A 22,408-nucleotide genomic window follows, 5' to 3' on the forward strand; every position below is an offset into this window, starting at 1 on the left:
TCTTATTTATTTCTGTTGCACATCGGGAAGCCAAGGGCTTCACGGGAAGCGTAATACGCTTCAGCGACTGCTTTGGTCAGCGTACGGATACGCAGGATATAGCGCTGACGTTCCGTTACGGAGATGGCTTTACGCGCATCCAGCAGGTTGAAGCTATGGGCGGCCTTCAGAATGCGTTCGTACGCAGGCAGCGGCAGCGGGTTTTCCAGCGCCAGCAGCTTCTGCGCTTCTTTTTCATATTGCTCGAAGCAGCTAAAGAGGAAATCGACGTCTGCGTATTCAAAGTTGTAAGTGGACTGCTCCACTTCGTTCTGATGGAAAACGTCGCCGTAAGTGGTTTTACCCAGCGGGCCATCGCTCCAGACCAGGTCGTAAACACTGTCTACGCCCTGAATGTACATGGCCAGACGTTCCAGACCGTACGTGATCTCACCGGTAACCGGTTTGCACTCCAGACCGCCTACCTGCTGGAAGTAAGTGAACTGCGTCACTTCCATGCCGTTCAGCCACACTTCCCAGCCGAGACCCCAGGCACCCAGCGTCGGGTTTTCCCAGTTATCTTCCACGAAACGAATATCGTGAATCGTCGGATCCATGCCCAGCTCTTTCAGTGACCCGAGGTACAGCTCCTGAATGTTATCCGGGGAGGGTTTAATCACCACCTGGAACTGGTAATAGTGCTGTAAGCGGTTCGGGTTTTCGCCATAACGGCCATCGGTCGGGCGGCGGGATGGCTGGACATAAGCAGTCGCCATCGGTTCTGGCCCCAGCGCGCGCAGACTGGTCATTGGGTGGGAGGTGCCAGCGCCAACTTCCATGTCCAGAGGTTGAACGATGGTGCAGCCCTGACGGGCCCAATAATCCTGTAAGGTCAGGATCAGACCCTGAAAGGTCCTGGTATCAAACTTTTGCATATTCTTTCGTGCTGGATACGTGTGGATTTAAAGGAAGCGACCAGTATACCCGCTGACTGCAAGATATACAGTATGAAACGGAGGTGTTTACGGAAAATTGGGAAAATCACACGGCCGCAGGCCGCATTCTGGACGCTTAGCGCATCGAAAGATGTAGAAACTGACCTTCTGCGTCAAAAGTGCAGACAAACGCCTCGCTACGGGGTGTCATACCACGCATTTCGTAGCTGCCGCGAAATTGTTCAAAACCAGTAACGGCAATTTTTTGCGCTGCGGTATTGTAGCGATGCGCAGCGTTTTGCCGGCATAACTGCTCCATATCGAGGGAGTGAACGGGGTCCGGTCTGGCGTTTTGCGCGCGCTGCACGGGCGTGCCCGGTGCAGCGCTGCATCCTGCCACTAACAGCAGCAACATCGGTACAAGAGATTTCATCATTTTTATCACTGCCCTGTTCGCTGGCTGTTATTTTTAAAGGGGAAGAACACTAGTTTTGCAAATCTGTGGAAAACTGCACAAGCGGATGCGGGAAAACTCAGAATTATCCAGAGCGTCAGGTGGATAAATGGCAGGTCAGAGGATATTTAACATTGAAACAGAGGAACTGATGCAGTCGAAAATTTACTGGATAGATAATCTGCGAGGGATAGCCTGTTTGATGGTGGTGATGATCCATACCACCACCTGGTACATCACCAACCCGGCCAGCATTACCACTTTCGACTGGAATGTCGCGAATCTGCTGAATTCCGCCTCCCGCGTCAGCGTACCGCTGTTTTTTATGATTTCAGGTTATCTCTTTTTTGGCGAACGCAGCGCGCAGCCGCGCCATTTCCTGCGCATCGCACTATGTCTGATGTTTTATAGCCTTATCGCCCTGCTCTATATCGTGCTATTTACCTCGATTAACAGCGAGTTATCTCTGCGCTACCTGCTGCAAAAACCGGTGTTCTACCATCTGTGGTTTTTCTTTGCGATTATCGTTATCTACCTGGTTTCGCCGTTGATTCAGGTGAAAGCGCTCAGCGGCAAAATGCTGCTGGCGCTGGTCATAGTGATTGGCATCGTGGCTAACCCGAATACGGTGTCGCAGAAGATCGGCCATTTTGAATGGTTACCCATCAACCTCTACATCAGTGGCGACACGTTTTACTACATCCTTTACGGCATGCTGGGGCGGGCGATCGGCATGATGGAGACGCAAAGACGGCAGCTGACGCTTTTCAGCGCGGCGATCTTTTTGCTGGCGATATGGGGAATTTCGCGCGGTACGCTGCACGAGTTGAAGTGGCGCGGCAACTTTGCCGACACCTGGTATCTCTACTGCGGTCCGCTGGTGTTCCTCTGCGCCATCGCGCTGTTCACGCTGGTTAAAAATACGCTGAACGATCGCACGCTGCCCGGCCTGGCGCTGATTTCGCGCCACTCGCTGGGGATTTATGGTTTCCATGCGCTCATTATCCATGCGCTGCGCACGCGCGGCATGGAGCTGCGCAACTGGCCGCTACTCGATATCGTGTGGATTTTTGTCGCCACGCTGCTGGCAAGCCTGGCGCTGTCGATGCTGGTTCAGCGCCTCGACCGACGGCGTTTCGTTAGCTAGCCGTTCGCGCCCGCGCCCGGTGCAACTGGCGCGGCGAAGAGAACCCGGCGGCCAACGCCGCCTGCTCCGCACCGTGCCCCTGCAATAAGCACTGCTCAGCAATCACCAGACGTAACTGTTCAAGGTAGTCACGCACGCTGATACCCAGATGTTGCTGGAACAGGCGCGTCAAATGGCGCGGGCTGACGTGCGCACATTCGGCGATTTCCGCCAATTGCCACGCTTTTTGCGGCTCGGCGGTAAGCGCATCCTGCGCACGATGCACTGCCGGGTGAAGATGATTGCGGTAACGCAGCCACGGCGAAATCTGCGGATCGTCGCCGGAACGGCGGAACCAGACCACCATCTCACGTGCTACCGCCAGCGCCGTTTCCGGCCCCCGCAGGCGGTTGATCAGATGTAGGGCCAGATCGATGCCGGAGGTGATACCCGCGCTGGTCCAGATACCGCGATCTTCAATAAAAATACGGTTCTCTTTCACCTGCGCCGTCGGCGCTGCCGCTTTTAAACGCGCAATCACGTCATGATGCGTGGTGCACTGCACGCCGCTCAACAACCCTGCTTTCGCTGCCAGCACTGCGCCCGAACAGACGCACATCAGGGTAATGCTCTGGTTGTGGATCTGCGGTTGCAGGCGCATCAGCCAGTGCAGCACAAGACTGGCCTGCGGCGTGTTGAAAAAATTCGCCGAATCGCTGACGCCAGGCAACACCAGCAAACTGCCTGCCGGCAGGGTTTCCGGCAGCGGCGAGATGTTGCCCATATTCAGGCCAATCGACGTGGGCACTTCGGCGTCTGGCCCGATGTAATGCAGGCGGAAAGCATCCTGCGCCAGCACGAATGTTTCCGCCGGGCCGGTCATATCCAGCGCCAGCACTCCCGGCAACATCACAAACCAGACATCTGTCGTCATTAGCGTTCCAGAATTTCGTGGACAGTTTGAATCGTGGCGAAGCGGCCTTCCAGCACCGTTTCAGTACGATGACGCAACGCATCGCAATCCAGCGTAATCCCTTTATGCGTCATCGGAAAGGTCAGCGTCGCTTCGCTGGCAAACGTCACACGATAGCCCAAATCCGACGCCACGCGCGCCGTGGTTTCGCAGCACTGTTCAGTGCGAATACCGCAAATAATCAGATGATTTATATCACGCGCGCGCAGCCAGTGATCCAGGCCAGTATCGGTAAAGGCATTGTGCACATGCTTGTAAAAGGTAACGGCTGGTTGATGCGTCAGAAAAGGCATCGGCACAACAAAACCGCTTTCCAGCGAGAAGGGGCCGCTGTCTGCAACGTGAAAGATATCGACAACCGGAATGCCGCGCGCTTCACAGCCGGAAATCAGAGCAGAAATGGCCTGCTGGAAAGCAGGAAAATCCTTCTCCTGCCAGTATTCACGATGAAAGAAAGATTGTTGTGTATCGATATTGATAAGGGCGGTACGTGACATTTCAGGACTCCTTGCTCAGTGGGGATAATGCTATTCTGGCAAGGAGTGTTACGTCTGCTAAGACCAAAAAAGGACAACCTCAGGGTGATTCCGGCCCACTGAAGAAAGTGAGCCGGAACGGTCAGGACATTAGCGGCAACAGCTGCTGATAGATGCGCCGGAACGTCTCGCGACGCGAAGCGTATCCACCATGACGTTCAGCGTTCGGCAGGTGTTGTTGTTCAATGGGAAGCTGTGGTAGCAACGTTGCCAGCGGAACATCCGGGTTCACCGCGACCTGCGCCAGCCGCGCCGCACCCAGCGCCGGGCCAACATCGCCACCAGTACGGTAATCGAGTTGCAGGCCGCTGATATCCGCCAGCATTTGCCGCCACCAGGCGCTGCGTGCGCCGCCGCCGATAAGCGTAATACTCTTAGGCGTCACGCCGCAGGCATGCACCACATCCATACCATCCGCCAGCGCATAACCGACACCTTCCAGCACTGCGCGCGCCAGTTCGCCCTGCCCGTGCTGATGCGTCAGGCCGAAGAAAACGCCCTTCGCCTGCGGGTTGTTGTGCGGTGTGCGTTCGCCAGAAAGATAGGGCAAAAACCAGAGATCGCCCGCCTTGTCGTCCGCCTGCTCCGCCGCGTGAATCAGCGCGGGCACCGATTCCAGCCCCGTAAGTCTTGCGGCCCAGTCCAGACAGGAAGCAGCGCTAAGCATCACCGACATCAGATGCCAGCGCCCCGGCAGCGCGTGGCAAAAGCTGTGTACCGCGCTCTCCGGCTTGCTCAGAAATCCTTCGCTGACCGCGAAATAAACACCGGACGTCCCCAGCGAGAGCATCGCCTGCCCGGCATCGGCCATGCCCACACCCACGGCGCCTGCCGCATTATCACCGCCGCCCGCCACCACGGGAACAACGGGCATTGACCAGCGTCGGGCAATCTCCGGCAGCAGTTCGCCGGTTATTTCGCTGCCTTCAAACAGCGCCGGCATATGTGCGCGGGTGAGCGAGCAGGCCGCCAGCATCTCATCGCTCCAGTCGCGCTTCGCGACATCCAGCCACATAGTGCCCGCCGCATCCGACATATCGCTGGCAAAAACACCGGACATTTTCAGACGCAGATAATCTTTGGGCAGCAATACTTTCGCGACTCTGGCGAAGACGTCCGGCTCGTGGCGCTGAACCCACAGCAGCTTCGGCGCGGTGAAACCAGGCATCATCAGGTTGCCGGTAATGGCGCGGGAATTTTTCACCTGCGCTTCCAGTAGCTTGCACTCTTCGCCGCAGCGGCCGTCATTCCACAAAATAGCCGGGCGCAGCACGCGGTTTTCGTTATCCAGCAGCGTGGCGCCGTGCATCTGCCCGGCAAGCCCGATGGCTTTCACCTGCTGTAACGAATGCGCGGCGGCCAGCGCCTGAATTGCACGATCCGTTGCCTGCCACCACTGTTCAGGATCCTGCTCGGACCATAATGGCTGCGGGCGCGATACGCTGAGTTTTTCCGTATGAGAGGCCAGCACATCCCCCTGCTCACCGAGCAGAATAGCTTTCACGCCTGAGGTGCCGAGATCGATCCCGATATACATAGTGACCACTCCTGTTGATGTGCGCCGCGTTATCCGCGGCGCGGCACCGGTTACTTGTCAAAGAGGTAATGATTGACCAGATTTTCCAGTTGTTCCTGATGACCGCTCTGATGGCGCGGCGCCAGGTTTTGCTGCTCAGCGTACTTCGCCAGCTCCGCCAGGCTAAGCTGTCCCTGCAAAATTTGCTGGCCCAGCTCACCATTCCAGCCGGCATAGCGCTTCGCAACACGTTTATCCAGCTCGCCATCTTCCACCATGCGAGCGGCCACTTTCAGCGCCAGCGCCATGGTATCCATTGCGCCGATATGTCCGTAGAAAAGGTCATATTTATCGGTGCTCTGGCGACGCACTTTGGCGTCAAAGTTCAGCCCACCAGTAGTGAAACCACCAGCTTTGAGAATTTCATACATCACCAACGCATTCTCTTCCACGCTGTTCGGGAACTGATCGGTATCCCAGCCGAGCTGCGGGTCACCGCGGTTCGCATCCACCGAGCCGAACAGCCCCAGCGCAATGGCGGTGGCGATTTCGTGATGGAAAGAGTGGCCCGCCAGCGTGGCGTGGTTGGCTTCGATATTGAGCTTGATCTCTTTCTCCAGACCAAACTGTTTCAGGAAGCCATACACGGTAGCTGCGTCATAATCGTATTGATGCTTGGTCGGCTCCTGCGGTTTCGGTTCGATAAGCAGCGTGCCGTGAAAACCAATTTTGTGTTTGTGCTCAACCACCATATGCATAAAGCGGCCGATTTGTTCGCGCTCCTGGCGCAAATCGGTGTTCAGCAGGGTTTCATACCCTTCACGCCCGCCCCACAGCACATAGTTTTCGCCGCCGAGCTTATGGGTGGCATTCATCGCCGTCACCACCTGCGTGGCGGCCCAACTAAAGACTTCCGGATCGGGATTGGTCGCCGCGCCTGCGCCATAGCGCGGGTTGGTAAAGCAGTTCGCCGTGCCCCACAGCAGCTTCACGCCGCTCTGCTGCTGTTTCTCAGCCAGCACATCCACCATCTGCGCAAAGTTGTTGAGGTACTCTTTCAGCGATGCGCCTTCAGGAGAGACATCGACGTCATGGAAGCAGTAATAGGGGACGTTCAGCTTATGGAAAAACTCAAAGGCGACATCAGCTTTGCGTTTCGCCTGTTCCATAGCCTCGCCGGGGTGTTGCCACGGGCGATCGAAAGAGCCCACACCGAACATATCCGCGCCATTCCAGCAGAAAGTGTGCCAGTAGCAGGCGGCAAAACGCAGGTGATCTTCCATGCGCTTACCGAGCACTAGCTCATCCGGATTGTAATGACGAAACGCTAAAGGATTCGTGGTTTTTGGGCCTTCATAACGAACCCGATCCAGCTGATCGAAATAAGCTTGCATAATGAGCTCCATTGGCGAGTGAACAATTCTGAAGTAATACTGGATTCTCTCTCTGGCTTGCTCAATTACGTTATTTCACACCGCTATTAAGAGAATGCACAAACGTGCGCTGGCTCGCAAAATAACGCCGACAATTGTTGCGTGTCGCCTTCCTCTTTTTTATGCAAAATCGGTTTTGCTTTTTTTAAAATAAGATCGCGGTCATAAATCAGCAAATAAACCAAAAAACGTAATGCGTGGATAAAAATCAGTAATTGCCAACTTAACGTTCCGTGTTAAAAATTTGCTCGTCCAAAGCATTGCATGTTTCTTTTATCTCGCTCATCACCCTACGAAAGGTATTACTATTATGAAGATAAAGAACCTTTGCCTTACACTCTGCGCCTCCCTGCTCCTTGCCAGCGCCGTTGGTCACGCCAAAGAAGTGAAGATTGGCATGGCGATTGACGATCTGCGCCTTGAACGTTGGCAAAAAGATCGCGATATTTTTGTTAAAAAAGCCGAATCGCTCGGCGCTGATGTGTTTGTTCAATCCGCCAACGGCAATGAAGAAACACAAATGTCGCAAATTGAAAATATGATAAACCGTGGCGTTGATGTGCTGGTTATTATTCCCTACAACGGTCAGGTATTAAGTAACGTAATAAAAGAAGCCAAACAGGAAGGAATTAAAGTTCTGGCTTACGATCGCATGATTAATAATGCCGACATCGACTTCTATATTTCCTTCGACAATGAAAAAGTCGGGGAATTACAGGCGCAAAGCCTGGTCAAGAAAGTGCCGCAAGGGAATTACTTTTTAATGGGCGGCTCACCGGTGGATAATAACGCTAAGCTGTTCCGCGCCGGGCAGATGAAAGTTTTAAAACCGTATATCGATAGCGGAAAAATCAAAATTGTCGGCGATCAGTGGGTCGATGGCTGGCTGCCGGAAAATGCGCTGAAAATAATGGAAAACGCGCTCACCGCTAACAACAACAAGATTGATGCTGTCGTCGCCTCAAATGATGCCACCGCTGGCGGCGCAATCCAGGCGCTTAGCGCCCAGGGGCTGGCAGGGAAAGTCGCCATCTCAGGCCAGGATGCGGATCTCGCCGGGGTAAAACGGCTGATTAACGGCAGCCAGACCATGACCGTCTACAAGCCGATTACACAGCTTGCCAACACCGCGGCGGAAATTGCCGTTGAACTGGGCAACGGCCAGCAGCCGAAAGCAGATACCACGCTCAACAACGGTCTGAAGGATGTTCCGTCCCGCTTGCTGACGCCTATTGAGGTGACGAAAGACAATATCGACGCCACCGTCATCAAAGATGGTTTCCATCAGAAAAACCAGCTCTAGCACGTTCGGCGCGCCTCTCCATTGCGGGCGCGCCCTCCGCCTCCTCTTTCAGGCGTTGTCAGACCAGCAAATGACGTGGAGCAGCTATGCCTTATTTACTCGAAATGAAAAACATCACCAAAGCCTTTGGTGCTGTGAAAGCCATTGATAATGTCAGCCTGCGACTGAATGCCGGCGAAGTGTTATCACTGTGCGGCGAGAATGGTTCCGGTAAATCAACACTGATGAAAGTTCTGTGCGGGATCTACCCGGCGGGCAGCTACGACGGGGAGATCGTGTTTGCCGGCGAAACCTTGCAGGCCAGCCATATCCGCGACACCGAACGTAAAGGTATCGCCATCATTCACCAGGAACTGGCGCTGGTGAAGCACCTGACGGTGCTGGAAAATATCTTCCTCGGCGCGGAAATCACCCGTAATGGCGTGATGGATTACGACCTGATGACACTGCGCTGCGAAAAACTCCTTAACCAGGTGAGCCTGGCCATTTCACCGGACACCCGGGTGGGCGATTTAGGGCTGGGGCAACAGCAACTGGTGGAAATTGCCAAGGCGCTGAATAAGCAGGTGCGGCTGCTTATTCTGGATGAACCGACGGCCTCGCTTACCGAACAGGAAACCGCGGTGCTGCTGGATATCATCCGCGACCTGCGTAACCATGATATCGCCTGTATCTACATTTCCCACAAACTCAATGAAGTCAAAGCGATATCTGACATGATTTGCGTCATTCGCGATGGCAAACATATCGGCACCCGCGATGCGACGGGCATGAGTGAAGATGACATCATCACCATGATGGTCGGCCGCGAGCTTACGGCGCTTTATCCCAGTGAGCCACATACTACCGGCACGGAGATCCTGCGCGTTGAACATCTGACCGCCTGGCACCCGGTTAATCGCCATATTAAACGCGTCAACGACGTCTCCTTCAGCCTGAAACGCGGCGAAATCCTCGGTATTGCCGGGTTAGTCGGCGCAGGCAGAACCGAAGCCGTGCAGTGCCTGTTCGGTGTGTGGCCTGGCCGCTGGGAGGGCGCGATTTACCTTGATGGCAAGCAGGTGGAGATCCACAACTGCCAGCAGGCCATCGCGCACGGCATTGCAATGGTGCCGGAAGATCGCAAAAAAGACGGCATCGTGCCGGTTATGGCGGTGGGAAAAAATATTACCCTTGCGGCGCTGGATCAGTTTACCGGCGTGCTCAGCAGCCTGGACGATGCCGCAGAACAAGCCTGCATTTTACAGTCTCTGCAGCGGCTGAAAGTGAAAACCTCATCGCCAGCACTTGCCATCGGTCGCCTCAGCGGCGGCAATCAGCAAAAGGCGATTTTAGCCCGCTGCCTGCTGCTTAACCCGCGCATTTTAATCCTCGACGAACCGACGCGCGGTATTGATATCGGCGCGAAATACGAAATCTACAAACTCATTAACCAACTGGTGCAGCAAGGGATTGCCGTCATCGTTATCTCATCCGAGCTACCCGAAGTACTGGGCTTAAGTGACCGGGTGCTGGTGATGCATGAAGGCAAGCTGAAAGCCGATCTTATCAATCGTAATCTGACCCAAGAGCAGGTCATGGAAGCGGCACTGAGGAGCGAACATCATGTCGAAAAGCAACCCGTCTGAAATGAAGCTATCCACGGTCTCACCGGGCGTATTTTCCGGTCTGAAATCCCTCAACTTACAGGTCTTTGTCATGATCGCGGCCATCGTGGTGATCATGCTGTTTTTCACCGGTATGACCGATGGTGCTTACCTGAGCGCACGCAATATTTCTAACCTGCTACGCCAGACCGCCATCACCGGCATTCTGGCGGTCGGCATGGTGTTCGTCATTATTTCCGCTGAAATTGACCTTTCCGTTGGCTCAATGATGGGTCTGCTCGGCGGCGCAGCGGCGATTTTTGATGTCTGGCTTGGCTGGCCGCTGCCGCTCACAGTGGCAGTAACGCTGGTGCTAGGCCTGCTGCTGGGCGCATGGAACGGCTGGTGGGTGGCCTACCGCAAGGTACCGTCATTCATCGTCACTCTCGCCGGTATGCTGGCGTTTCGCGGCGTGTTAATCGGCATCACCAACGGCACCACTGTTTCTCCTACCAGCGCGGCGATGTCGCAAATCGGCCAGAGCTACCTGCCAGACGGCGTCGGTTTCGGCGTCGGCGTTCTGGGCATGGTGGTGTTTGTGCTCTGGCAATGGCGCGGGCGGTTGCGCCGCCAGTCGCTCGGCCTCGCAACACCCGCCTCCACCAGCGCGATTGGCCGTCAGGCGCTTATCGCAGTGATTGTGCTGGGTGCTATCTGGCTGCTCAATGATTATCGCGGTGTTCCTACACCCGTGCTGCTGCTGGCATTTCTGCTGCTGGCCGGGATGTTTATGGCTACGCGAACCGCGTTTGGCCGCCGGATTTACGCCATCGGCGGCAATCTGGAAGCTGCCCGGCTTTCCGGTATCAACGTTGAGCGAACCAAGCTGGCGGTATTCGCCATCAATGGTTTGATGGTGGCTATCGCCGGGTTAATCCTCAGTTCACGCCTCGGCGCGGGTTCGCCTTCGGCCGGGAATATCGCCGAGCTGGACGCCATTGCTGCTTGTGTCATTGGCGGCACCAGCCTCGCAGGCGGGATCGGTAGCGTTGCGGGTGCCGTAATGGGAGCGTTTATTATGGCTTCGCTGGATAACGGCATGAGCATGATGGATGTGCCCACCTTCTGGCAATACATCGTCAAAGGTGCGATTTTACTGCTGGCGGTGTGGATGGATTCCGCGACCAAACGCCGGGCCTGAAAGGAGTGAATACAGGCGCGATCACACTGCCGGATCTTTTTTATCCGGCAGTGTCCTGAATATGATAATCAGAACAGGTCGAAAGCCAGGAATCATAGAGACATGTTTGAAAAACGCCATCGCATCACGCTGTTATTTAATGCGAATAAAGCCTATGACCGCCAGGTTGTCGAGGGCGTCGGCGAGTATTTGCAGGCGTCGCAATCCGAGTGGGACATCTTTATCGAGGAAGATTTCCGCGCGCGCATTGAAAATATTAAAGAGTGGGTTGGCGACGGTGTTATTGCCGATTACGACGACCCGGAAATAGAACAGGTACTGGCCGATGTTGACGTTCCGATCGTCGGCGTTGGCGGCTCCTATCACACGCCGGAAAGCTACCCTGCGGTCCATTACATCGCCACCGACAATCACGCGCTGGTTGAGAGCGCATTCCTGCATTTGAAAGAGAAAGGTGTACACCGTTTTGCTTTTTACGGCCTGCCCGTTTCCAGCGGTAAACGCTGGGCTGCTGAACGTGAATATGCTTTTTGCCGGCTTGTCGCGCAGGAGAAATACCGCGGTGTGGTCTATCAGGGGCTGACCACCGCGCCAGAAAACTGGCAGCACGCACAGAACCGGCTCGCCGACTGGCTACAAACGCTCCCGCCGCAAACCGGCATCATTGCCGTTACCGACGCCCGCGCCCGCCACGTGCTGCAAGTGTGCGACCATCTGCATATTCCGGTGCCGGAAAAGTTGTGCGTCATTGGCATCGATAATGAAGAGCTGACCCGTTATCTCTCACGCGTCGCGCTCTCGTCGGTGGCGCAGGGTACGCGGCAGATGGGCTATCAGGCGGCAAAATTACTGCATCGTCTGCTGGATAGCGAAACCCTGCCGCTTCAGCGACTACTGGTGCCGCCGGTGCGGGTGGTGGAACGACGTTCGACTGATTACCGGTCGCTGAACGATCCGGCGGTCATCCAGGCGATGCACTACATCCGTAATCATGCCTGCAAGGGGATCAAGGTCGATCAGGTGCTGGATGCTGTTGGTATTTCACGTTCCAATCTGGAGAAGCGCTTTAAAGAGGAAGTGGGGGAAACTATCCACGCGGTGATCCACGCGGAGAAACTGGAAAAAGCGCGCAGCCTGCTGATTTCAACGTCACTCTCGATCAACGAGATTTCACAAATGTGCGGCTACCCGTCGTTGCAATATTTCTATTCCGTCTTCCGCAAAGAGTACAACAGCACGCCGAAAGACTACCGCGACCGCTACAGCGAAGTGCTGATATAACGCGCAAAGAAAAACGCCTTCCACAGGGAAGGCGTTTTAGCAGCGAAAACAGTTACATGTGTGCGGCGATTAACTGCTGATTGTCCTGATACATGGCAAACAGATAGTTGTTGTAACTCGCACCGCGGGTCGAGTAACCCTTCAGCTTATGAATCATGTTTGAAGCCGTCACTTCCTGATCGGCCTTGCGTAACTGTGCGCGGGATTTACGGAACGACGCATAAGCAGCATGCGTGTTCAGATTGGTGACGTAGGCATCCACCGACTCCTGCAAGGATTCAAAGTGGGAATAGCCTTTCACCTTACCCGGGCCATTTTTACAGGCACCTTTGGCACACTTCATACCAAACAGATTGTTGTTGGTACGCGCCAGTTTGGAGGTGCCCCAACCGCTTTCCGCCGCCGCCATGGTGGCGACCATGCTGTCAGGAATAATGTCAACGCGCTCCAGCAGCGTGTTCCAGGGGATACGGCGCGTATTCCCGGACCAGCTCACTTTGTAGCGTTTGGCAATATCCTTCAGGCGCGTGCGTTCAGCAGGCGACCATTGGCTGTCGTACTGTTTCTTTTGCAGCCAGTTACGCTCAGCGGTAATCGCTGAGTTTTTACTGGTGATATAAGGCATTACTGTCCGGAGAAACGCTTTTTTCCTTGGGGTTCCGGAAGGGTATTTTCGCAAATCAGGAAGTGAACTGCTATTTACACTATTGCGAGAATACTCTTGTTTACTGCTTGCCTGCTTCTTTACGTTTGCCTTAGTGACGTGGGCTTTGTGACTCGCTGTTTCTGTGTGCGTCTTTGCCAGCACCCCACCCGAAAATATAAGGGTGAAAAACATGAGTATCGTAGCCCCAGGTCGTCGCATGGGTATCGATATCATTAGGTCTCCTGGTCGGATATGAACATTCCAACACCTTCTTTTTTGCATAAATTTGAGAGCTGAATCTCAAATCATACCAAAAATAGCTTACAAGAGCACGTACAGAAATAATCCAATTCCGAAACCATGTCACCAGGAAATTGTGTAGAAAATGGACAGAGAGTGATAAATGTGGTGGTTATCGCAAATCCGTGACGTTCTGTGTGGCTTATCACTCACCCGTTGCTCTCCTCCCTGGCGATAACGCGCACAGGATGAGTCGGCCCTGTTTTCGGCATGGCAAACTGAAAGAAACCGCCGTTAACGGGACATCAGATGAAACACGCCGCGCTTTCACTGCTTTTTATACCCTGCTTCGCCTTCGCCGACTGGTCCGCCAGCCGTTTTCCCGCCTTAACCAACGATGGTACCGGTCTGTGGCGCAGCCAGGCGACGCTGAAAAAAGGGGCTTATCCACTCACATTGCAGGAGGGGCAGCAATGCTGGCAGCCTGCTGAAGGGGTGAAGCTCAACCAGATGTTATCCCTGGTTCCCTGCACAGGCAGCCCACCGCAGTGGCGCATTTTCCGCGACGGCGATTACCAGTTGCAGCTCGATACCCGTTCCGGCACGCCCACTCTGTTACTGAGCGTGAAAAGCGAGAATACCGACGCCCGCGCAAACGTGGCGCGCCAGTGCCCGGTACGCAGCGATAAGCCACTGACGATAGACGTCGGCGCAACGTTCCCGGAAGGCAGCCAGGTGCGCGATTTCTACAGCCAGCAAATCACCACCGTCCGCAACGGCAAAATTACCCTTCAGCCTGCGGCAGAGAGTGACGGGTTGCTGTTGTTAGAACGTGCGGAAACCAATGGTCCCGCGCCTTTCCAGTGGCATAACGCCACCGTTTATTTTGTTTTAACTGACCGTTATGTGAATGGCGACCCGTCAAACGACAACAGCTACGGGCGACACAAAGATGGCATGCAGGAGATCGGCACCTTCCACGGCGGCGATCTGAAAGGGCTAACCAGCAAACTTGATTATTTGCAGCAACTGGGCGTGAACGCGTTATGGATAAGCTCACCGCTGGAGCAGATCCACGGCTGGGTAGGCGGCGGCACGAAAGGCGATTTTCCCCATTACGCTTACCACGGCTACTACACGCAAGACTGGACGCGCCTGGATGCCAATATGGGCCGCGAAGAGGATTTGCGCACGCTGGTAGATGAAGCGCACCGACGCGGCATCCGCGTGTTGTTTGACGTGGTGATGAACCACACCGGCTACGCCACACTTGCGGATATGCAGACGTATCAGTTTGGCGCGCTTTATCTGAAAGAGGATGAACGGCGCAAAATCCTCGGCGAGCACTGGACAGACTGGAAGCCCGCCGCTGGCCAGACCTGGCACAGTTTCAATGATTACATCAACTTCAGCGATAAAACGGCGTGGCAAAACTGGTGGGGCAAAAACTGGATCCGCACCGATATTGGCGATTATGACAACCCCGGCTTTGACGATCTGACCATGTCGCTGGCGTTCTTGCCTGACCTGAAAACAGAATCGACCACGCCATCCGGCTTGCCCGTCTTCTACCAACATAAACCGGACACCCACGCGCGGGAGATTGCCGGTTACACGCCGCGCGATTATCTGACTCACTGGCTCAGCCAGTGGGTGCGTGATTATGGTATCGACGGTTTTCGCGTTGATACTGCCAAACACGTTGAGCTGGCGGCCTGGCAGCAACTGAAAACCCAGGCGACAGAGGCGCTGGCCGAGTGGAAAAAAGCCAACCCGCAGAAGAAAATTGATGATGCGCCATTCTGGATGACCGGCGAATCCTGGGGCCACGGCGTCATGCGCAGCGCTTACTACGACCACGGTTTCGACGCGATGATCAATTTTGATTATCAGGAGCAGGCCGCCAGCGCCGTGCCGTGCCTGGCGAATATGGATACTGTCTGGCAGCAAATGGCGGACAAACTGCAAAGCTTTAACGCCCTGAGTTATCTCTCCTCGCATGATACCCGCCTGTTCCGCGAAGGCGGTCAGCAATCGGCAGAGCTGTTATTGCTTGCGCCAGGCGCGGTGCAGATCTTCTACGGTGATGAATCCGCCCGTCCGTTTGGCCCCACGGGATCCGATCCGCTGCAAGGCACGCGATCGGACATGAACTGGCAGGATCTTGACGGCAAAGCCGCGCAAAGCGTGCGCCACTGGCAAACGCTTGGCCAGTTCCGCGCGCGCCATCCGGCACTGGGCGCAGGAAAACAAACCACGCTGACATTGCCGCAAGGATACGGGTTCGTACGCGAGCAAGGAGAAGACAAAGTCATGGTTGTCTGGGCGGGTGCGGCCACGCGCTGAGCCATAAGGCAAATATCAGCATATTATGCTGACAAAAAATACAGAGTTAGTATAAACAGCGAAAATCGTCACGACGCGGCAATTTGCACACTGCTCTGCGGAGCGTTATGGTTAGCCACTTTGAACAGTAGCCCGACAGAGCAGTAGCGATGACATTTTCACTTTTCGGCGACAAATTTACCCGCCATGCAGGCATTACGCGCCTGATGGAGGATCTCAACGACGGTTTACGCACCCCTGGCGCTATCATGCTCGGCGGCGGTAACCCGGCACAAATCCCGGCCATGACCGATTACTTCCATAACCTGCTTGCCGGGATGGTAGAAAACGGCAAAGCGATTGATGCGCTGTGCAATTATGACGGTCCGCAAGGCAAAACCGAGCTGCTGACGGCGCTGGCCGCGATGCTGCGCGAAGAGCTGGGTTGGGATATTGAACCGCAGAATATTGCACTGACAAATGGCAGCCAGAGCGCGTTTTTCTACTTGTTCAATCTGTTTGCAGGCCGTCGTGCCGATGGAAGTACCAGAAAAGTATTATTTCCGCTGGCGCCGGAGTACATCGGCTATGCGGATTCCGGGCTGGAAGAGGAGATGTTTGTTTCGGCGCGACCCAATATTGAACTGCTGCCTGATGGCCAGTTTAAATACCATGTCGATTTCGAACATCTGCATATCGGCGAAGAGACCGGGATGATTTGCGTCTCGCGGCCAACCAACCCTACCGGCAACGTGATCACCGACGAAGAGTTAATGAAACTCGATGTGCTGGCGAATCAGCACAACATTCCGCTGGTGATCGATAACGCTTACGGCGTACCTTTCCCGGGCATCATCTTTAGCGAAGCGCGTCCGCTGTGGAACCCGAATATTATCCTGTGCATGAGCCTGTCGAAGCTGGGCCTGCCAGGCAGCCGCTGCGGAATTATCATTGCCAACGACAAAATTATCTCCGCCATTCGCAACATGAACGGCATCATCAGCCTTGCGCCTGGCGGCATCGGCCCGGCAATGATGTGCGAGATGATTAAGCGCAAAGATCTGCTGCGCCTCTCTGAAAACGTGATCAAACCGTTCTATTACCAGCGAGTTCAGGAAACCATCGCCGTTCTGCGCCGCTACCTGCCCGAAGAGCGCTGTCTGATCCATAAACCGGAAGGGGCGATTTTCCTCTGGCTGTGGTTCAAGGATCTGCCTATCAGTACCGAATTACTTTATCAGCGCCTGAAAAAACGCGGCGTGCTGATGGTGCCGGGCGATTACTTCTTCCCGGGGCTGGATAAACCCTGGCCGCACACGCACCAGTGCATGCGCATGAACTATGTGCCGGAACTGGCGCTTATCGAAGCCGGGGTAAAAATTCTCGCCGAAGAGGTTGAAAAAGCCTGGCAAGAAAACGAGGCCTGAAAAGAATTAAAAAAAGCCATCATCAGGATGGCTTTTTTATGCCTGCCAGATAACCACACAAAGGTTAATTTTAATTAAACAGAGATTTGTTTTTACATGGATATATTCCATAAATAAAAACTAAACTTGCTTTCTGTTAATCAAAATAATTGTCAAGGATATATCTATTTTTAATAAAATCTAAAAACGCAAATCTTTGTTAAGTATGAATTAAATTAAAGTCACAAACCTAACTAATTGATTTTAAATCACATACAAAAGGAAAAAACTGGCACTTTAGGAATAATCATATTTTTCATTTTTTTGCAAAATATTAATGCGCCAACGTTGCTGGTCTATAAATGCGATTTACACTTAATTCATGCGTCGTCCGGCGTGTTAATTGAGCGGAGTATCAGCATGGCAACTAATAACATTCGCCACCTCAGCGCAATTGCGGCGACGACGGTGTTTCTGCCAAGGCCTCCGGGCTGCTGGCGAACATCAATCCCCCCCGAATACGGTCATACAGGCTCAACTATCAGCAATTCCACCAGCACCGGGGAAGCACCACCTCGAAGCCTCTCAGCGGTATGAGTGGTATCGTCGGCGGCAGATAAAAACCAACCCAGCAGTAAAAATTTTTGTGCCCCCGCAAGGGGGCACGTCTTCACAGCAATACTTGTCATCGCCGTTCAGCGCACTGATTGAAAAGGGATTGCGTGATGAAACGCTTATTGTGCCGCAGCCCGCTCCTGGCGAACGCGCGCCAACACGCTGACGTAGAACTTTAACGACTTACGCTAACTGGCTTCGCAGACGATACTCGCGCAGTTGCGACGGGTTCACACAGCTGAGAGCGCTGGTCGGGCAGGCTTCCACACAGGCGGGCCCGGTTTCGCGGTGCTGGCACAGATCGCACTTCAGCGCCTGCGCCCTCGCGTCAATTCGCGTCACCTGCATCGCGCCAAACGGGCAGGCGATCATGCAGCTTTTACAGCCGATACAGCGGGATTGTTCCACCCGTACCGCACCGTCGGCGCGATGAATCGCACCAACCGGGCAGACATTTGCACAGGGCGCATCTTCGCAGTGATGGCAGGTTACTGCCGTGGAAAATGTACCGGTTTTAACCACCCGAATGCGGGCAGAAAAGGTAGAGGCCGAGAGGGTTGAGCAGTCCTGATTATCCTGGTGCGACACCACGCAGGCCACTTCGCAGGTGCGACAGCCAATGCATTTTGCCGAATCGGCGATAATAAAACGGTTCATTTTCCACTCCAGCAGGCGTTAAAAAAGCCAAGAGTGCCGAAAGCGTCGCTGCTGCGCTTTGATCGCAGAGGGGAAAGGCGCCAGATTTGTCATTTGCATGAACATTTCTGGCGCTCTGCCTGGGGTTTATTCCTTCAGGAAAAGGGCTTTGTCGCGCAGGATATGGTCATTGCCGCGTCGGCGGGTAAAACCAATGCGGTCAAAATATTCCAGAATCTGAATCGCCAGTTTGCGTCCCACGTTCAGCGTATCGCGGAAATCGGCGGCGCTGGTGGAACCGCGCGCCTGATCCAGATCGCGGATCATGCTGGCAAAAGTGACAATCCGATCGTTACGGTAATAACGATCTTTCACGATCGCCGTAATGAGCCCCTGCTGAGCCGCCTGTCGCAGCACGCCGCGCATCACCTGTTCGTCGCTTGCGGTTTCGCGTGCCAGATCGCGCACCCACCATGGTTCGTCACCAAACAGCGGAGCCACCTTTTGCCACAGATGCTCCTGTTCATCGCTGAAGCCAGTTTTATGATCCGGCAGATGCAGCCAGCCATGATGGCTGTGAATGTCGCCCGCCTCGCGCATCCGTTCGATAAGGGTGAGCACCAGCGCTTCATCTTCCATCGGCAACGCCATGCGCCGCAGACGCTCGCGCCCAGGGCCTGGCTCTTCGCGGTGCTGCTCATGGTAGATTGCCAACGTCTCCAGCAGCTTCCGCTGCCAGCGCGCCGCTACCGGCGCATTCAACAGGTTATTACCAGCGCGAATAAAACCGGGGTTATCCAGCAGCGCTTCCAGCCCGCGCGCGCTGAGCTGCCGCGCCCAGCCAAACGCCGTCAGATCAACAGCGCCGCGCGATAAATGCGCCAGCAGCGCCTGCGCATCATCGCCCGCCTGCGCCAGCTCCGCGATCCATTGCAGATACTCGGTTTTACGTTTGCCGCGGCGCGGTGAGTTGAGTGTTACCACGCGCGCTCCGGCCAGCGTACTGCGCGCAGAGATATCACGCAGCACCAGCCGATCGTTATCGGCCAGCCACAGCGGCGTATCCAGCACCAGCTCGGCGAGACCGTTTTCCAGCAGCGAAACGCGGCCGGTAACATGGCTGGCGGCATGGTGGATATGCACCGGCTGCCACTGGGTCAGCGGCGTGTGCGTTTGCAGCGCGACAATCACCCGCTCCGTTGGCTCCGGCGGTTGCTGTGACAGCAACCAGTCACCGCGGCTGAGCGCCTCTTTTTCCGCGTCTCCGGCAATATTGAGCGCAATACGCTGCCCGGCATGAGCATGATCAACCGGCTGATTCTGCGCATGCAGGCCGCGCACGCGCATCGGTTTATTCACTCCGGTCAGCCACAACGTATCGCCCACGCGCACATCGCCAGAGAGCGCTGTACCGGTCACCACCAGCCCGGCACCTTTGACGGTAAACGCGCGATCCAGCGCAAGACGAAAACGTTGATTTTCCGGGTGCGCGCGCTCCGGCAACTGCAACAGATGCGCACGTAATTCAGCGATGCCACGCATCTCTGTTGCGGCAGTGATAAACAGGGTTGCCTGCGGATAACCAAAGGCTTTCAGCGTTTCTTGTACTTCTGCGCGCACCTGCTCAATTCGTGCGCCATCCACGCGATCGGCCTTCGTTAGCGCCACGGTCAGCGCCGGGTTACCGGTGAGCTGCAAAATGGCCAGATGCTCGCGAGTCTGCGCCATCACACCATCATCGCAGGCAACCACCAGCAGCGCATGATCGATGCCGCCGACGCCCGCCAGCATGTTCGAGAGGAATTTTTCGTGCCCCGGCACATCAATAAACCCCGGTACGCGCCCGTCCGGCTGCGGCCAGTAGGCGTAGCCCAGATCGATAGTCATGCCGCGTTTTTTCTCTTCCGGCAAACGATCGGCATTCACGCCGGTCAGCGCCTCGATCAGAGTTGTTTTGCCGTGGTCAACATGCCCGGCAGTGGCAATAATCATTTCAGCAACATCTCCAGCAAGCGGGATTCATCATCAAGACAGCGGCAGTCCAGCCACAAGCGACCATCGTAAATGCGGCCAATCACCGGCTGCGGCAACGCCCGCCACTGCGCCGCCAGCGCTTCCAGCCGACGCCCGCTGCCATTACGCGGCGTAAAGGTCACGGCTGCGCCAGGCAGGCGATCGACCGGCAAAGAGCCGCTGCCAATCTGTGACAAACAGGCTTCGACACGCAGGTCGAACTCGCTATATCGCGCATTCAGCGCCGCGCACAGCCGCAACGCCTGCTCGCGGATCTCCGGCTCCGGGCGCGTCAGATAACGTAGCGTCGGCAGGCTCTGCGGTAACTTTTCCGGGTGCAGATAGAGACGCAGCGTAGCTTCCAGCGCCGCCAGCGTCATTTTGTCCGCCCGCAGCGCCCGTTTCAGCGGGTGCTGCTGCAACTGCGCAATCAGCGCTTTTTTACCGACGATAATCCCCGCTTGCGGGCCGCCGAGCAGCTTATCACCGGAGAAGCTCACCAGGCTGACGCCTGCGGCGATCAGCGCCTGCGGCATCGGCTCTTTTGGCAGGCCGTAACAGGTTAAATCCACCAGCGAGCCGCTACCCAGATCGACAATCACCGGCAGACCAGCCGCTTCGGCAAGGGTCACCAGCTCCGCTTCGTCCACCGCAGCGGTAAAACCGTCAATATGATAATTGCTGGTATGCACCTTCATCAGCAGCGCCGTGTTGTCGTTGATCGCCTGGCGGTAATCTTTAGCATGCGTGCGGTTAGTGGTTCCCACTTCATGCAGCACGCAGCCCGCCTGGCGCATCACGTCCGGAATGCGGAACGCGCCGCCAATCTCCACCAGCTCGCCGCGCGACACCACCACTTCACGCCCCGCCGCCGTGGCTGCCAGCATCAGCAACACGGCAGCAGCGTTGTTATTGACGATGCAGGCGTCTTCCGCGCCGGTTAGCTGGCAGAGTAAATCCGCCAGCGCGCGATCGCGATGCCCCCGCCCGGCGCCGTCGAGATCGTATTCCAGCGTCACCGCAGAACCCATTACCGCCGCAACGGCATCGACCGCTGCCTGCGGCTGCACCGCGCGGCCTAAGTTGGTATGCAGCACGGTGCCGCTCAGATTAAACACCGGGCGCAGCGCCCTGGCGTTGCTCTGTTCCAGCCGCTTTTGCGTTTCACTGGCCCAGGCATCGCACCAGTCGGGTAATGTCTGCTGCTGACGGATTTGCTCACGCGCTTCATCCTGTAGCTGGTGCAGCATCTGCGTTACGCGGCTATGGCCGAAAAGCGTTAATAAAGTGGCGAACGCCTCGTCACGTAACAGGCGATCGGTCGATGGGATCTGGCTGTAAAGAGTTGTCATGAAAAGGCCTGGCTATGAGTTGCCCCCTCCCGTCAGGGGGATTGACGTGAGGGGATTGTACAGCGACTTTGCTCAGGCCGACACCATGCTTATCAGGCCCTTGGCGGCTCCGTACGGGCGAAACTCTCACGCTGGAAGAGGTTCTCGACCAGCTTCACCAGCAGCGGGCGATTCACGCACCAGCCCGGCGAGACATGGCGGAAGTTGAGATAACCAATCGCGCAGGCGATGGCAATGGTCGCCAGGTTCAGCGTATCCACGCTGAGCGTTCCCTCTTGCAGGTAGCGTTCCAGCGTATCCAGGCCCTGCGAAACTTTCTCCCGCTGGCGCAGCAGCTCGCTTTGCGATTGCTGCTCAACCGGGCGCGCCAGTTCACGCACCGAGACCAGCGCAGCATCCATAATGCCGTCGGCCAGCGCTTCCAGCTGGCGAATTTTTAGCGCAGCCACAGGCTCCGTCGGCAATAACGCCGGTGCGATAGCCAGTAACTCAATGTATTGCGCGATGATCGGCGAGTCGAACCAGACTTCACCCTCATCCGTAATCAGCGCGGGGACCTTACCGAGCGGGTTGTATTGCGCCACGCCGTTGACCGCGTTGTAAGGCTGCTCGTTGATAAATTCAAAGGTGATCCCCTTTTCCAGCAGCATCACGGAGATTTTGCGGACAAAAGGGCTGGTGTAGCTGCCGATAAGTTTCATTTTTGGGTCCTTTTTTGCCAACAAAAACCTAATTATGTACTAGTCGTCGTAAATTGTTTCATCAATGTGAAAACTTCCGATACTAGATTAAGCCTCGCCAGACGACGTGAAAGGAAGTTACAGGTTGTCCTGAGTGTAAAAAATACAGTTT

18 protein-coding genes are annotated in these 22,408 nt (G+C 55.5%); 7 read left to right on the forward strand and 11 right to left on the reverse strand.

The genetic code is table 11. From position 1 onward, the window contains the following. Positions 1–2: 2 nt before the first annotated feature. Both glyQ and DK872_RS13545 read right to left on the reverse strand, forming a co-directional pair. On the reverse strand, positions 3–914 hold the full coding sequence (gene glyQ, locus DK872_RS13540; RefSeq protein WP_035886762.1) for a glycine--tRNA ligase subunit alpha: 912 nt from the start codon (positions 912–914) through the stop codon (positions 3–5). 136 nt (positions 915–1,050) lie between these two features. After that, positions 1,051–1,350 (reverse strand): YsaB family lipoprotein, encoded by a 300-nt coding sequence (locus DK872_RS13545; RefSeq protein ID WP_072439470.1) that lies wholly within the window; start codon positions 1,348–1,350, stop codon positions 1,051–1,053. Positions 1,351–1,519: 169 nt separating this feature from the next. Here DK872_RS13545 and DK872_RS13550 point away from each other — a divergent pair, with 169 nt between their 5' ends. Continuing rightward, positions 1,520–2,515, forward strand: a complete 996-nt coding sequence (locus DK872_RS13550) for an acyltransferase (RefSeq protein WP_090398080.1) — start codon at positions 1,520–1,522, stop codon at positions 2,513–2,515. On the opposite strand, the gene DK872_RS13555 is transcribed toward DK872_RS13550, so the two are convergent. The 4 genes from DK872_RS13555 to xylA form a co-directional block, all read right to left on the reverse strand. After that, on the reverse strand, positions 2,508–3,428 hold the full coding sequence (locus DK872_RS13555) for a GlxA family transcriptional regulator (protein WP_035886765.1): 921 nt from the start codon (positions 3,426–3,428) through the stop codon (positions 2,508–2,510). The genes DK872_RS13550 and DK872_RS13555 overlap by 8 nt on opposite strands. After that, complete coding sequence (locus tag DK872_RS13560; RefSeq protein WP_007369544.1) at positions 3,428–3,964, reverse strand: isochorismatase family protein; 537 nt, start codon at positions 3,962–3,964, stop codon at positions 3,428–3,430. Before DK872_RS13560 ends, DK872_RS13555 begins: the two co-directional genes overlap by 1 nt. 121 nt (positions 3,965–4,085) lie before the next feature. Then, on the reverse strand, positions 4,086–5,540 hold the full coding sequence (gene xylB / locus DK872_RS13565) for a xylulokinase (RefSeq protein WP_079517235.1): 1,455 nt from the start codon (positions 5,538–5,540) through the stop codon (positions 4,086–4,088). Positions 5,541–5,590: 50 nt separating this feature from the next. Then, the gene (gene xylA, locus DK872_RS13570; RefSeq protein WP_071921688.1) at positions 5,591–6,913 is read right to left on the reverse strand and encodes a xylose isomerase; all 1,323 of its coding nucleotides are present in this window, start codon (positions 6,911–6,913) and stop codon (positions 5,591–5,593) included. A gap of 349 nt (positions 6,914–7,262) precedes the next feature. Here xylA and xylF point away from each other — a divergent pair, with 349 nt between their 5' ends. The 4 genes from xylF to xylR all read left to right on the forward strand — a co-directional run bounded on the left by xylF (position 7,263) and on the right by xylR (position 12,323). Beyond that, positions 7,263–8,255 carry a D-xylose ABC transporter substrate-binding protein gene (xylF, locus tag DK872_RS13575; RefSeq protein ID WP_007369540.1) on the forward strand — a complete coding sequence of 331 codons (993 nt, stop codon included), beginning with the start codon at positions 7,263–7,265 and terminating at the stop codon, positions 8,253–8,255. A gap of 86 nt (positions 8,256–8,341) precedes the next feature. Continuing rightward, on the forward strand, positions 8,342–9,883 hold the full coding sequence (locus DK872_RS13580; RefSeq protein WP_007369539.1) for a xylose ABC transporter ATP-binding protein: 1,542 nt from the start codon (positions 8,342–8,344) through the stop codon (positions 9,881–9,883). Further along, a complete protein-coding gene (xylH, locus tag DK872_RS13585) occupies positions 9,861–11,042 on the forward strand; it encodes a xylose ABC transporter permease XylH (protein WP_035886766.1) in 1,182 nt (393 codons plus the stop codon). The genes DK872_RS13580 and xylH overlap by 23 nt, the downstream gene beginning before the upstream one ends. A 102-nt stretch (positions 11,043–11,144) precedes the next feature. Then, positions 11,145–12,323, forward strand: a complete 1,179-nt coding sequence (gene xylR / locus DK872_RS13590) for a D-xylose utilization transcriptional activator XylR (protein WP_161518448.1) — start codon at positions 11,145–11,147, stop codon at positions 12,321–12,323. A 52-nt stretch (positions 12,324–12,375) separates the two neighbouring features. Here the strand turns inward: xylR and DK872_RS13595 are convergent, their stop codons facing one another. Then, a complete protein-coding gene (locus DK872_RS13595; RefSeq protein WP_035886767.1) occupies positions 12,376–13,203 on the reverse strand; it encodes a protein bax in 828 nt (275 codons plus the stop codon). Between the two features lie 315 nt (positions 13,204–13,518). Here DK872_RS13595 and DK872_RS13600 point away from each other — a divergent pair, with 315 nt between their 5' ends. Both DK872_RS13600 and avtA read left to right on the forward strand, forming a co-directional pair. Next, a complete protein-coding gene (locus tag DK872_RS13600; protein WP_161518449.1) occupies positions 13,519–15,555 on the forward strand; it encodes an alpha-amylase in 2,037 nt (678 codons plus the stop codon). 149 nt (positions 15,556–15,704) lie between these two features. Further along, on the forward strand, positions 15,705–16,961 hold the full coding sequence (gene avtA / locus DK872_RS13605) for a valine--pyruvate transaminase (RefSeq protein WP_007369534.1): 1,257 nt from the start codon (positions 15,705–15,707) through the stop codon (positions 16,959–16,961). Positions 16,962–17,738: 777 nt separating this feature from the next. Here avtA and DK872_RS13610 read toward each other — a convergent pair. The 4 genes from DK872_RS13610 to DK872_RS13625 form a co-directional block, all read right to left on the reverse strand. Continuing rightward, the gene (locus DK872_RS13610; protein WP_144134574.1) at positions 17,739–18,212 is read right to left on the reverse strand and encodes a 4Fe-4S dicluster domain-containing protein; all 474 of its coding nucleotides are present in this window, start codon (positions 18,210–18,212) and stop codon (positions 17,739–17,741) included. Positions 18,213–18,338: 126 nt separating this feature from the next. Then, positions 18,339–20,183, reverse strand: a complete 1,845-nt coding sequence (selB, locus tag DK872_RS13615) for a selenocysteine-specific translation elongation factor (RefSeq protein WP_161518450.1) — start codon at positions 20,181–20,183, stop codon at positions 18,339–18,341. Further along, complete coding sequence (gene selA / locus DK872_RS13620) at positions 20,180–21,556, reverse strand: L-seryl-tRNA(Sec) selenium transferase (RefSeq protein ID WP_079517233.1); 1,377 nt, start codon at positions 21,554–21,556, stop codon at positions 20,180–20,182. The genes selB and selA overlap by 4 nt, the downstream gene beginning before the upstream one ends. 92 nt (positions 21,557–21,648) lie before the next feature. Then, a complete protein-coding gene (locus DK872_RS13625; protein WP_035886772.1) occupies positions 21,649–22,257 on the reverse strand; it encodes a glutathione S-transferase in 609 nt (202 codons plus the stop codon). Between the last annotated feature and the right edge of the window lie 151 nt (positions 22,258–22,408).

The organism is Kosakonia sp. MH5 (genome assembly GCF_009935945.1).
In the GTDB taxonomy this organism is placed as follows: Bacteria; Pseudomonadota; Gammaproteobacteria; order Enterobacterales; family Enterobacteriaceae; genus Kosakonia; species Kosakonia radicincitans.

Coding starts and splice junctions, on each gene's coding strand:
- glyQ (WP_035886762.1), bottom strand. CDS start 914: ATGCAAAAGTTTGATACCAGGACCTTTCAGGGTCTGATCCTGACCTTA.
- DK872_RS13545 (WP_072439470.1), bottom strand. CDS start 1,350: ATGATGAAATCTCTTGTACCGATGTTGCTGCTGTTAGTGGCAGGATGC.
- DK872_RS13550 (WP_090398080.1), top strand. CDS start 1,520: ATGCAGTCGAAAATTTACTGGATAGATAATCTGCGAGGGATAGCCTGT.
- DK872_RS13555 (WP_035886765.1), bottom strand. CDS start 3,428: ATGACGACAGATGTCTGGTTTGTGATGTTGCCGGGAGTGCTGGCGCTG.
- DK872_RS13560 (WP_007369544.1), bottom strand. CDS start 3,964: ATGTCACGTACCGCCCTTATCAATATCGATACACAACAATCTTTCTTT.
- xylB (WP_079517235.1), bottom strand. CDS start 5,540: ATGTATATCGGGATCGATCTCGGCACCTCAGGCGTGAAAGCTATTCTG.
- xylA (WP_071921688.1), bottom strand. CDS start 6,913: ATGCAAGCTTATTTCGATCAGCTGGATCGGGTTCGTTATGAAGGCCCA.
- xylF (WP_007369540.1), top strand. CDS start 7,263: ATGAAGATAAAGAACCTTTGCCTTACACTCTGCGCCTCCCTGCTCCTT.
- DK872_RS13580 (WP_007369539.1), top strand. CDS start 8,342: ATGCCTTATTTACTCGAAATGAAAAACATCACCAAAGCCTTTGGTGCT.
- xylH (WP_035886766.1), top strand. CDS start 9,861: ATGTCGAAAAGCAACCCGTCTGAAATGAAGCTATCCACGGTCTCACCG.
- xylR (WP_161518448.1), top strand. CDS start 11,145: ATGTTTGAAAAACGCCATCGCATCACGCTGTTATTTAATGCGAATAAA.
- DK872_RS13595 (WP_035886767.1), bottom strand. CDS start 13,203: ATGATATCGATACCCATGCGACGACCTGGGGCTACGATACTCATGTTT.
- DK872_RS13600 (WP_161518449.1), top strand. CDS start 13,519: ATGAAACACGCCGCGCTTTCACTGCTTTTTATACCCTGCTTCGCCTTC.
- avtA (WP_007369534.1), top strand. CDS start 15,705: ATGACATTTTCACTTTTCGGCGACAAATTTACCCGCCATGCAGGCATT.
- DK872_RS13610 (WP_144134574.1), bottom strand. CDS start 18,212: ATGAACCGTTTTATTATCGCCGATTCGGCAAAATGCATTGGCTGTCGC.
- selB (WP_161518450.1), bottom strand. CDS start 20,183: ATGATTATTGCCACTGCCGGGCATGTTGACCACGGCAAAACAACTCTG.
- selA (WP_079517233.1), bottom strand. CDS start 21,556: ATGACAACTCTTTACAGCCAGATCCCATCGACCGATCGCCTGTTACGT.
- DK872_RS13625 (WP_035886772.1), bottom strand. CDS start 22,257: ATGAAACTTATCGGCAGCTACACCAGCCCTTTTGTCCGCAAAATCTCC.